The organism is Moraxella sp. CTOTU47579, assembly GCF_032004885.1.
GTDB lineage: Bacteria > Pseudomonadota > Gammaproteobacteria > Pseudomonadales > Moraxellaceae > Faucicola > Faucicola tetraodonis.
In genome coordinates, this window is sequence record NZ_DALZOJ010000001.1 from 21589 (window position 1) to 33665 (window position 12077).

Sequence of the window (12077 nt, forward strand, 5' to 3'; positions counted from 1 at the left end):
AACGGATGTTGGCATTGATTGCTATTTGAAAGCCCATTGCACGATTAAATCTGAATAAATACCACCTGCAAATTTTTAGCGCAACAAGCTGTGAACGGATAGTTTTTTGCAAGACCATGATTAATCTGAGTGTAAGGGATTGACAGCATGTTTATTTCAAACTGCGAACAAACACTGTTATAATTTTATACATCTCAATATTTTAATGACAAATTTAACCATAGGCGATGATATGAGTAGCAACCAATTTAATAACAATGCTTCTAATAAGGTGGTAATTAATTTTAATAACCAACCGACTAATTTTGATGATGCTACGATGCCCAATCTGCCTGTGCAAGATGTGCCAATTATTGAAACGCCGCGTATCGCTGAAGCCGCCCAAACGTCAACGCTGCAAACACCTGCACCCACACAACAGCCATCTGCCAATACGGCTGAGCCAACCGCAGAACCTGAACAAAAAGGTGGCTGGTTTAGCCGCATGAAGCAAGGCTTGTCAAAAAGTCGTAAAAACTTGACCGAAGGCTTAACCAATATTTTGATTGGTGGTAAAGAGATTGATGATGAACTACTAGAAGAAGTCGAAGACCAACTGTTGGTCGCCGACATCGGTGTGAATGCCACCAATCGCATTATCAAAAACTTGACCGAAGCCACTGCCCGCGGTGATTTGATTTATTCTCATTCACTGTATAAAGCGCTGCAAAAAGAACTCACCGATATCTTGACACCCAAAGTTGCGCCACTGGTGGTGGATGCTAGCACAAAACCGTTTGTTATCTTGGTCGTGGGGGTCAATGGCGTGGGTAAAACCACCACCATCGGTAAACTTGCCAAACGTCTGCAAGGTGAAGGCAAATCAGTGATGTTAGCAGCGGGCGATACGTTTCGTGCGGCAGCCACCGAGCAATTGCAAGTTTGGGGGGAGCGCAATAATATCCCTGTTGTCGCCCAAGGTCATGGTTCAGACAGTGCCTCGGTGATTTTTGATGCCATTCAATCTGCCAAAGCCCGTGGCATTGACGTGCTGATTGCCGATACTGCAGGGCGTCTACAAAATAAAACCCATTTGATGGAAGAGCTAAAAAAAGTGATTCGCGTCATGCAAAAAGCCGATCCGACAGCGCCGCATGAATCCATGATTGTGCTCGACGCCGGTACAGGACAAAATGCCCTAAATCAAGTAGAAATCTTCAATGAAGCAGTGCCACTGACAGGCGTGACCGTCACCAAATTAGATGGCACGGCAAAAGGCGGCGTGGTATTTAATATCGCTGAAAATACCAATGTGCCGATTCGTTTTATTGGTGTGGGTGAAAAAATTGATGATTTGCGCCCATTTCAAGCCGATGATTTTGTCAAAGCGCTATTTGAAAAAGACGAATAACTCATGTATCACTTAAATATTGCTAATAAGCAGATGACTAATATTGATAAAATTCAATTTAGTGAAGTGGGTTTTAGAGAGCGCCAAGATTTGCAAGAATGGATTGTGAGCAATCCAGAATGTCTTGGCGAGCCATTATTAATTATTCAAAAAGAATTTAACGGGTTTGACAATACGTCTGAAAGATTAGATTTATTGGCGTTAGATAAAAGTGGTAATTTAGTCATTATTGAAAATAAAACGGATAGTTCTGGTAAAGATGTTGTATGGCAGTCTGTGAAATATGCATCTTATTGCTCTCGACTTACAGATGAGAAAATCATAAATATTTTTGCTGACTATCTTAGAAAATATGATAGCCAAAACTCTGATGATTATATTGCAAGCGCTAAACAAAAAATAAATGAATTTCTTAGTGATAGCACAGAAGATGATATTGGATTAAATCCCAATGAAACTTCGCAACGAATCATTTTAGTCGCTGCTGAATTCCGTCAAGAAGTAACATCAGCTGTATTATGGCTGATGAATTTTGGTATTAATATCCGTTGTATAAAATGCCAACTTTTTAAATTTAATAATGACTTTTTCTTTGATACTCAGCAAATTATTCCTGTACCCGAAGTTGAAAGCTTTATGATAGATATTGCGGAGAAAAAACAAGAAGACATTCAAATCAAAAATAATAAACAAAGCGTACTAATAAGTTTTTGGTCGCAATTTATCAATGCGACTTTATCAAATGCTGAAAATTTATATGCTAATAGGACACCAAGTAAAGATAATTGGTTAGGTACTAAATTAGGAAATGGTGTCGGAATAAGTGTTGTAATTACAAAGGAATCTGTAAAAATTAGAGTTGAAATAAAAGGTAATAATAAAGAAGACACTTTAAAAATATTCGACTATTTATATCAGCATAAAGAAGAAATCGAATCAAAATTTCAATATCCTGTTAATTGGGAGCGTTGTCCTGAAACTGTATATAGTTTTATAATTATCACAAACGAAGCAGTTGGATATTCAGACAAGTCTGAATGGCGGGGTGCAAATGAATTTTTGATTGAAGAAAGTTATAAAATGCAGAAAATTCTTAAATCACTTCTAGATAAATTTGTCTTATAAAATGCTTACCACAAACTACCAACTATCAATCAAATTACCAACAATTACCCTTGTCGCACATAAGGGTTGTCTTATCGCGCTTGATTGGCAAACCCAAAAAATCCTACAACAATTAACTGCACAAGCGCACTATATACAAAGCAAAGATTTGGCTGACTCAGTAGATGACGATGCCAAAGTCTTACGAAATACCATCAGTCAACTTGACGAATATATTAATGGACAGCGACAAGTTTTTGATATTCCCTTAGATTTATCCACAGGCACACCCTTTCAGCAAAAAGTATGGCAAGCATTACGACAAATCCCTTACGGTCAAACAATCAGCTATGCACAGCTTGCGCTACAAGTAGATAGTCCCAAAAGCTTTCGCGCAGTCGCGCAGGCCAATGGCCGCAACCCACTAAGTCTCATTATTCCTTGCCATCGCGTGATTGCCAGCGATGGCAAATTGGGCGGTTATACCGGTGGGATTGAGATTAAGCAAACATTGCTTGATATAGAGCAAGCAAGTTATCAGCGATAAACAATAACCCAATGAGGCGTTATTCTTTATCATCTGCATCTTTTTCTTCCCAAGTTTCTAAGCGTTCATAAATACGACCATAAACGGTATTTTTACGATACTTGCCTTTTTTGGTCATCTCATCCGGCGCTAGACCCGTCAATAGATACATGGCTTCATTGACATGCTCTACGGCATAGATGGTAAATTTACCTGCCGTCACGCTATCGATGATATCTTGACGCAGCATCAATTGCGCCAAATTGGCTTTGGGTACAATCACCCCTTGTTTACCCGTCAAACCTTGCTCGACACACGCATCATAAAACCCGGCAATTTTGGCATTGACGCCGCCGACCGCTTGGACTTGACCAAATTGGTTCATCGAGCCAGTCACCGCCAAGCTTTGATTAATCGGGGTTTGCGATAGGGCAGATAATAGTGCGCAGGTTTCGGCTACTGTCGCGCTATCGCCATCGATACCGCCATAACTTTGTTCAAAAGCCAGCGATGCAGTAAAGTTAAGCGTGTGGTCTTCTGCAAACAGTGCTTTTAGGTAACTGCTCATAATCAGCACGCCTTTGGCATGGATAGAGCCGCCTAAATCCACATCGCGCTCGATATCAACAATATCGGCGTGCGCGGCACTGTGATGCACTGACGCTGTCAACCGCGCAGGCATACCAAATTCACTATCTGCGTAGCTGATGACCGTCAGCGCATTGATTTGACCAATCGCTTTGCCTTGGGTGCTAATCAGCTGTTGCCCTTTTTCTAGTTCTTGCCAGAACAATTGTCGTAAATAACCCGAGCGGTGGCGAATATCATCAATGGCTTGGCGGACATGGCTAGCGGTTACTGTGTTTTCAGGGCTAAGCTCTGATTGATTGATGACCGCATGGCGATTGGCTTCTAGTAAGAGCTGCGCCAATCTATCCCCATGTAGGCTTAACTCATGCTGGTCTTCCGCTTGCTCGCTGAGATAATCTAATAAACATGCTAACGCGGTGTTATCAAATGTTAGTAATTGGTATTTGCTTATCATGTCGGCAATTTTGGCGGTCATCGCTTGTTCGTTGGCGTGACTGCGTACCACGCGATCATGAAAATCTGCACGGATTTTGAATACGGCATTAAATTCAGGCTCAAAATCTAGCAGGTCATAATACAAGTCTGGCTCACCGAGTAAAATGACTTTGACATCAAGCTTAATCGGTTGTGGCTCAAGGCTGATACTGCCGGTCAGTGTCAGCATTTGCTCAAGGCTCGACATCTTGATTTGGCGGCTTTGCAGCGCGCGTTTGAGACCTTGCCACGCATACGGATATTCAAGCAAATTAGTTGCTTCAAGCACCAAATAACCGCCATTCGCACGATGCAGTGAACCGGCGCGAATTAGACTGACATCAGTTGACACGGTGCCCAAATGGGTAATTTGCTCGACATGACCGAGTAAATTTAAATGGGTGGGTAAGTCTTCAAACACAATAGGTGCGCCTTGATCGGGCGCATGGCTGGCAATCACATTGACAAAATAGCGCGCTGGTAATGGCGAGAAATGGCTGGGCAAAAACTCTTCATCATCTTCATTGATGATTCGTTCTACATGATTGACGATATCGTCATGCACGTCTTGCAAATACTTACGAACCTTTGGTAAGGCTTGATACTTGTCAAATAACGGCTCAATCAATGGTTTTAAGGTACGCCGAGTCAATGAGTGGTGTAGCGCTTGTAGGGTCTGATTGGCTTCATCTTCAATTTGCTCAAGCTCAACGGTCAGTTGGCTCAAGCGTTTTTGCATGTGGTTCTTATCTTGATAATTGGCCACATATGGCGATTTTGGGGTTAAGCCAAAGCTGGCTTGATTGGTTGCGCTTGAGGTATTATTAGTGGTGCTAGAGGTTTGATTGGCTTTAAGTGGTAAAACTGGTGCTTTACCGCTGGATTTTTGGCGACCCAATTTATTAGCAGGTTTGATTGATAAATAACCATCGCTTGGCTCGATATCATTGTAACTGTCATTGTCATTGCCATCGGCTCGGTTGTCACTAAAATCAGATTTGATAAAAATCGGTTTATTGTCCGAAGGTCGCAGCGCCAATGCAAGTGAATATTGTTTGCCTTCTTCATGCAGCGCATGATAGACCTGTTCTTCACGAAGGCTAATTTCATTCTTTATGGCTTCTACTTTACTTTGATAGTGCTCACTGCGAAAACGCTGATTGAGCTGACGTTTGGTGGTTAGCCAAAAGGTTTTGACATCTTCCGCTAATTGCTTGCCCATGCCGGCAGGCAGGTCAAGTGCAATCGGGGTACGCGCATCAACAAAATTATGCACATATACCCAGTCATTGGGTGTGGGTTTTTGTTTGGCGTGTGCTTGTAGCAGGCGAGTGATTAAGGTGCGTTTGCCCAGTCCGTTTTCACCTGCAGCAAAGATATGATAACCATTGGCATTGATATCAAGCGCAGTGGCAATCGCTTTACAGGCGCGCTCTTGCCCAAAGCCAATCTCAAGCGTTTTGGTATGGTCGCTATCTTTTGGCAAGGTCGCTGGGTCGGTATAACGGCGCAACTGCGAGATTGCAACAGGTTGTAAATTGTCAGATTTGATGGTGTCGGTAATGATAGCGGCGGATTTTGAGGTCACAGCGGTAGTACGAACAGATTTTGCAAGGGTATTTTTCATAAAACAAGTTTCATCAACGCATTAAAAAGCGGTAGTGGAAAAGATAAACAATGACAGTGACAGTTAGAGTGACAGTGCTTAGGGTCTAAGGTTTGAAGTCTGAAATCTAAGGTTTAGGGTCACTTATAGTTAACAGATAGGTTTTGGTAAGTGGTAATAAAGTATCAGTATGATGTGGTTTTTTGTTGATAAAATCAATGGCTATTTTTTCGCGAATCGTTGCCTTAAGGTTTCAGCCGCAGTAATATAAAAGTTGATGGGCAAGTATTTGCTAAGATAACATATTGACGCTTAACACAATCGTTTGAGACAACAACATGGCTAAAACAGAAAACGGATTTATTTTAGCGCTGGATCAGGGCACTACATCAAGCCGCAGTATCATCTTTGATAACCAATTAACACCCATCGCCATCGCCCAAAAGCCGCTTAATATCATCACCCCAAAAGCCGGGTTTATCGAGCAAAATGCCAATGACATCTGGCAAACCCAAATTAGTACTGCCCAAGAAGTGATTGCCAAAGCAGGATTATTGGCGACAGATATTTCAGCTATTGGTATCACCAACCAACGTGAGACCACCATAATTTGGCATAAAAAGACGGGTAAGCCTGTCGCACCCGCCATTGTCTGGCAAGATAGACGTACCCATCAGTGGTGCAGAGACTGGCGTGATAAAGGCTTTGACGCCAAAATCCAGCAAATTACCGGATTACGTATAGATCCGTATTTTAGTGCCAGCAAAATCGTATGGCTGTTAAACCAAAACCCTAAGCTTCGCCAACAAGCGCTAGCAGGTGAGTTGGCTTTTGGTACCGTGGATAGTTGGCTACTGTTTAACATGACAGGCGAGCATAGCATTGATATCACCAATGCCTCACGCACCATGCTGATGTCTTTGCAAACAGGCGACTGGTCTGATGAATTATTGGATTTATTTGATATTCCCAAAACCATGTTACCTACCATTAAGCCATCGGATGGCGATTTTGGGGTCACCAAACAAGGGATGTTTGGCAAACAAATCCCAGTCACGGCAGTGCTAGGCGATCAGCAAGCGGCATTGTATGGGCAGGGCTGTAACCGAGCAGGCATGGCAAAATCTACCTATGGCACCGGCTGTTTTTTATTAATGAATACCGGCGATAAACCCTGTGTCAGTCATCAGCAATTACTCACCACCGTCGCTTGGCAAACCACAGAGGCGAATCACACTCGTCAACCTAACCGGCATGAACCCTCAGGTAAATTGCCTAGCTTGTTAAAACCTTTACAAAATTTACAACGAAATAAAAAAACAAGCGTCACGCAAACACAATATGCGCTTGAAGGCAGTGTGTTTATGGCGGGTGCCATCGTGCAGTGGCTACGCGATAACTTAGGTATGATAGCGCGCAGTGAGGACATTGAAACCTTGGCAGCAAAAGTACCAGATAGCCAAGGAGTGACCCTGATTCCTGCCTTTACAGGGCTTGGCGCACCTTACTGGCGAGCAGATGCCACCGCAAGGCTTATCGGGCTGACACGTGGTACTACCAAAGCGCATATCGCAAGAGCCGCGTTAGAAGCGATTGCGCTACAAGCTTATGATGTGTTAATCGCCATGCAAAAAGATAGCCCTGTGCCGCTGCACGAACTGCGCGTGGATGGGGGTGCTGCCAATAACAATATTTTAATGCAATTTCAAGCCGATATACTCAATGTCCCTGTGCTGCGACCGACGACCACAGAGAGTACCGCAAAAGGGGTGGCATTATTGGCAGGGCAAGCGGTGGGGCTATATGATGACACTAGCATTGGTGAAAGTTGGCAGCTAGACCGTATCTTTGAGCCTAAGATGGCCTTGTCTGAGCGCCAAGCCATCGTGGAGCGTTGGCAGTTTTATATTAATCAACTATTAAACGAACAAAATTAAAGCAAGGAAACCATTAACATAGCACAAAAACTAAAAGTAATGTAAAAACAACTAGTTAACTGTACGAAAAATTTTTTAAAGACTCGACACGAGAGTGATTTTCGTTAGCAATTAAGTGCATTAAGTAAAAAAAAGCACTTTATTTACCTAATTTTTAAACCCTGCTTAAAAATATTAGCAAATTTTGGCTAGAAATAGTGATTTTTTGTGTAGAAATTGAATAAAAAAATGTATAATGCTTCAAAATTCGACACTGTGTTGACAGTGATGAAAGTTACTATGATAAAAGTTACGAAGATGAAAGTCAGGAAATTTTTTGGATAATGTTGCTACAAGCAAGCAGGGATAACTGGTAAATAAACATTAAGGATATGACAGTGGACAATCAATTTGTTATCGCTACGGCAAATCTACTCAATTTTGCACTACCCAATCGGGTTTTTTATCGAAACCAAGACGTGTATACGCCGCAGCAATATCAACAAAAGATTAATGCACTTGCCCCCATCTTTCGGCAATTGCAAGCTGATATCATTGGTTGCCAAGAAATTTGGGATGAGCAAGCACTCATTGACTTATGTCGTGCGGCCGGTCTCAATGACTATCATGTCACTGTACCATTAGCCAGTAATCAGCCAGATAGTCCATTAACCCAAGGACGAGGCGCAATTGGTACCCCGAGCGTAGGTTTGATATCGCGCTTTGAGATTATTAACACCCAATTGCTCACGCAGATGCCTGCGATTGCGTTGTTAGACGTTCCTGATGTTGGGCTTTATCAACAATTTAATCGTCCCCCGCTGATTGCCGACATCAGATTGCCAAATGGCATGGTGGTCACCGTGATTGTGGCGCATCTAAAAAGTAAACGCCCTGAGTTTTTAGAAAACGCGCAAGGCGAGCCGTTAGAAGATCGCAATGATCCGCTAATTCGAGTCCGCGCCAAGCTGCGCAGTCTTTGTATGCGGGCAGCGGAAGCGGCAGGCATTCGCCAAGTGGTCATCGAAAAACTGTCACACAACAACCATCCGCTGATTTTGTTAGGGGATATGAATGATGTGATGCAAAGTGTCACTTGTCAGCTTTTAAGCGAATCGGGCGAAGTATTTTATGATAAGTCGATGCGGGATATCGTGCTGTATGATGCCTCTACGATACAAAGCCGTATGCACTGGCTCAAAGATGTGGCGTACACCCATATCCACCAAGGTATGCCAGAAGTGCTTGACCAAATTTTGGTATCTGAACAATTTTTAGCTGATAGTAAATTTAACATCGGCGAAGTATTACAAGTTGATTATTTTAACGATCATCTCAAATTTATTGTAGAACAACGCCCAACTGATCATGGATTGGTACGGGCACAAATTAAACTTTATTCATAATCAGTCGATAGAGAGGAAATATGTCAAGCGCTTATGATGAAAAAATTGAGGATGTGTTAGTGGACTCTGAGCTCGCTCGCCGCCTAGTCCCTAACAAATTCAAGTTCACTAGCCAGCAAGGTCGTTTACGTCGCCAAAAATTATTAGCCGCTGCCAAAGAATTGAGCGCGACCCGACCTGTCAGTGAGATTAGTTTGGCTGATGTATGTGAACGAGCGGACATTCCCAGAGCCTCAGCCTATCACTTCTTTCCAAACGTTGAAGCGATTTTTTTGGCATTGCGTTTTTTAAATGCGATAGAAATTTTTAACAAGCTTGAAAAAGTCGATGCCAAACAATTTAGTCGCTGGCAGGCTTATATCACCACAGTCATTGAGACAGGCGTTGATATTATTCAATCCGATTTAACGGTTGCCCGTTTGATTTATGAGACCAATACCCCAGATTTTGAGGGCAATGCGTTTGGTAGTGAAATCGAAAAAAGCCTCGCCCAAATGGTGTATGATAAGCTGTCTGAGCATTATAAAATGCCGGCTTTAGAAACCATTCATCAGCAATTGTTAGTCGCATACGGTATCATTAATGGTATTTTTATTTTAGCTTATCGCTCAGAAAAAGAAATTACCGATGCCTATCGCCAAGAAGCGATTACAGCGGTGATTGCTTATCTACGTTGTTATCTACCTGAAAATTTGCCAAAAAACGGCTAATTTTATAACCTACTAGGGTTTTAAGCGATAGGCAATACAAGAGGTAATAAAAAACCCATCAGCGAGATGGGTTTTTTTACTTAAACAGAAAATCTACGACTTGATTTTATTTTGAGTATTTTGTGCGGTATTGGTTACTGCGTCACCTGTTTTTGATACGTCTTTACCAAAACCTTTGACTGTATTACAACCTGTGACAGCAAACATAACAGCGATTGATGCAGCGATTAATTTTTTCATTTTAAATTTCCTCAGATATATCCATTATTTTTTAACAGTTTTTAGCTACCAGATTAAATCATGCGACTTTATTGACTTATAAAAGTTAAAATAAAGTAAAACATGCTTGGTAGAGTCATGGTAATGCAGTTTAGTCTAACGTCGCTATAGCGTTAATGTAACCAAAACTATCAAGTTGTAAAAAAAACTTAAATTTACGCAATAAGTATAGGTTTTTTGTAAATTAATCTTCGTATTTAGCGCTTTTTTATTTCAATCTGTTTAAGGATGTCGACATGATTCACGTAGTATTAGTTGAACCCAAAATGCCAAGCAACACAGGCAATATTATTCGGTTATGCGCCAATACGGGCGCAACGCTACATTTGGTTGAGCCACTAGGGTTTGAGTTAGAAGATAAAAAATTACGCCGAGCAGGGCTAGACTATCATGAATGGGCAAATGTCAAAGTACATGCCAATTGGCAGGATGCACAGGACAGTCTAAGCCAAAGTGGGGTACAAAGAATTGTTGCTTTGACCACCAAGCTTAGCAAACCTTTATATGATGAAGATTTTACGCAAGTGGCAAATATCGCTTTGGTATTTGGGTCAGAGACAGCCGGATTACCCGAGCCAATTCGCGCGGCAATTGGTCAAGATAACTGGTTGCGTTTGCCTATGTTGCCGACCTCTCGCAGTTTGAATTTATCTAACAGCGTGGCAATTACATTATTTGAAATTTGGCGTCAGCAGGGATTTGGCGGTGATAACGGTCACAGTATCGGTTATGACAATCTCGTCCCTTATGACCCAAAATAATCTCAAAATTTATAAGCAATTTGCAGGTTTTGGCAACCCTGCAATGCGGTTGACATGACGCGCGACAAGACCTGTGTTAAACATGGCTTGCAATTTGGCATTATCAACCGCCAATGAAGGCAATTGCTTGGATAAAAACTTGATTAAAGGACGGGTCGTCGGTGGATGGCTGTATAAATCATAATATTGACGCACTGCGTCTATGATTTGATAGTGCTCAGGGGTTAACGTGACATCCAGCGTGTTTGCCAATTGTTGCGCGATATTTGGTGTCCAGGTTTGATGAGCTATCAAATGACCGTCTTGGTCAAGTTCGGGAAGTTGGGTCATAGTATTTATAAGTCAAAAGTGGTATCAAAATGAGGCGGTGTAGTTGGCTGTAGCGCGACTTGAGCACACCAATCAAAGTCTGCTGAAAGGTTCGCTTGCCACGCTTTTAATCTATTAAAATCTGCTAGCGCCAGCCAAGCGGGCGGCATATCATACATATCAAGGGATGCCAGCATATGGGCAAGCTTGCCCATAGGCTCATCAAGTAGTAAGTTTAGCATGCCATCACCGATAGTCAGCTGAATTTGGTGGTCAAACGCCGCCAGCGCAAACGCCATTGACAAGGCTTCATGACAAAGCAAAAACGTGTCAGCGTAAATATTAATGACAATTTTCATAGTAAACCGCTATCGCTAAACCTATCCCAATTAAAACTGATAAACCGTTTTTGCACTGTGTAGATGCATGGCTAATTCACCCAAACCGACTAATTCAAAGCCATCTGCCAAATTGTCACCTTGTAGCTGATGTCTAGTCGCATTGTCAGCATCTGTCACCCCGCGAGCCAACGCGGCACTCACACACACTTGAATGGTTAAATCATGACTCATAGCAAAGCGTTGCCAATTTTTTGCCATATTTTCGATATCATCGGGCAGCCAAATTAATCGGTTTGCCAACATCACCGCATCACTATATAAGAAAATTTTAAAATCGGTAGTAGTCAACGAGTTTTGCTCATCGGTTGTTTTACTATCGTTCGCACATAGCGATTGGGCGTATTCAATCGCTCGTTTGGTGAGCGGATGACTAGGCGCATGTGTCATCAGCATCACAATCGGTGTATCCAACGTCGAAGTATTGGGCATAGCGGTATTATTCGATGTAGTTATCAAATCAGTCATTTAACCATCTATAAGGCATTAATAAGGCATTAATCTATAAAGCTGCATTCTGCTCGCTATTTTAGCAAAATCGACCCCTATTTGCGATGCAATTGTCATCAAACTGTTATCAAATTGACATGAGGTTGTCAATGGCGGC

12 protein-coding genes are annotated in these 12077 nt (G+C 42.2%); 7 read left to right on the plus strand and 5 right to left on the minus strand.

The genetic code is table 11. The features are described from left to right. Positions 1–232 precede the first annotated feature (232 nt). Genes ftsY through RTP55_RS00105 form a run of 3 tightly spaced genes read left to right on the plus strand, consistent with a single transcriptional unit; the run spans position 233 to position 3041 of the window. On the plus strand, positions 233–1390 hold the full coding sequence (gene ftsY / locus RTP55_RS00095) for a signal recognition particle-docking protein FtsY (protein WP_409418394.1): 1158 nt from the start codon (positions 233–235) through the stop codon (positions 1388–1390). A gap of 3 nt (positions 1391–1393) precedes the next feature. Then, complete coding sequence (locus RTP55_RS00100; protein ID WP_203171726.1) at positions 1394–2515, plus strand: DUF4268 domain-containing protein; 1122 nt, start codon at positions 1394–1396, stop codon at positions 2513–2515. A gap of 1 nt (position 2516) precedes the next feature. Next, positions 2517–3041: a methylated-DNA--[protein]-cysteine S-methyltransferase gene (locus RTP55_RS00105; RefSeq protein WP_312383271.1), complete on the plus strand. Its 525-nt coding sequence runs from the start codon at positions 2517–2519 to the stop codon at positions 3039–3041. 19 nt (positions 3042–3060) lie between these two features. Here RTP55_RS00105 and RTP55_RS00110 read toward each other — a convergent pair whose 3' ends face one another. After that, entirely contained in the window at positions 3061–5712 is a 2652-nt protein-coding gene (locus tag RTP55_RS00110) for an AAA family ATPase (protein ID WP_312383272.1), read from the minus strand. Between the two features lie 317 nt (positions 5713–6029). Between RTP55_RS00110 and glpK the strand changes: the two genes are divergently transcribed. From glpK to RTP55_RS00125, 3 genes are all read left to right on the plus strand, one after another. After that, positions 6030–7628 carry a glycerol kinase GlpK gene (gene glpK / locus RTP55_RS00115; protein ID WP_312383273.1) on the plus strand — a complete coding sequence of 533 codons (1599 nt, stop codon included), beginning with the start codon at positions 6030–6032 and terminating at the stop codon, positions 7626–7628. Positions 7629–8005: 377 nt separating this feature from the next. After that, a complete protein-coding gene (locus tag RTP55_RS00120) occupies positions 8006–9013 on the plus strand; it encodes an endonuclease/exonuclease/phosphatase family protein (RefSeq protein WP_409418395.1) in 1008 nt (335 codons plus the stop codon). A gap of 20 nt (positions 9014–9033) precedes the next feature. Continuing rightward, complete coding sequence (locus tag RTP55_RS00125) at positions 9034–9723, plus strand: TetR/AcrR family transcriptional regulator (RefSeq protein ID WP_007116896.1); 690 nt, start codon at positions 9034–9036, stop codon at positions 9721–9723. Between the two features lie 93 nt (positions 9724–9816). On the opposite strand, the gene RTP55_RS00130 is transcribed toward RTP55_RS00125, so the two are convergent. After that, positions 9817–9963, minus strand: a complete 147-nt coding sequence (locus RTP55_RS00130) for an entericidin A/B family lipoprotein (RefSeq protein ID WP_060994912.1) — start codon at positions 9961–9963, stop codon at positions 9817–9819. A 275-nt stretch (positions 9964–10238) separates the two neighbouring features. Between RTP55_RS00130 and RTP55_RS00135 the strand changes: the two genes are divergently transcribed. Further along, positions 10239–10763: a tRNA (cytidine(34)-2'-O)-methyltransferase gene (locus RTP55_RS00135; protein WP_312383278.1), complete on the plus strand. Its 525-nt coding sequence runs from the start codon at positions 10239–10241 to the stop codon at positions 10761–10763. Positions 10764–10772: 9 nt separating this feature from the next. Here RTP55_RS00135 and RTP55_RS00140 read toward each other — a convergent pair whose 3' ends face one another. From RTP55_RS00140 to tusD, 3 genes are read right to left on the minus strand one after another with little or no spacing between them, the layout of a single operon-like run. Next, entirely contained in the window at positions 10773–11093 is a 321-nt protein-coding gene (locus RTP55_RS00140; RefSeq protein ID WP_312383280.1) for a TusE/DsrC/DsvC family sulfur relay protein, read from the minus strand. A gap of 5 nt (positions 11094–11098) precedes the next feature. Next, complete coding sequence (locus RTP55_RS00145; protein ID WP_312383281.1) at positions 11099–11431, minus strand: hypothetical protein; 333 nt, start codon at positions 11429–11431, stop codon at positions 11099–11101. Positions 11432–11461: 30 nt separating this feature from the next. Beyond that, positions 11462–11902 (minus strand): sulfurtransferase complex subunit TusD, encoded by a 441-nt coding sequence (tusD, locus tag RTP55_RS00150; protein WP_409418398.1) that lies wholly within the window; start codon positions 11900–11902, stop codon positions 11462–11464. Positions 11903–12077: the final 175 nt, after the last annotated feature.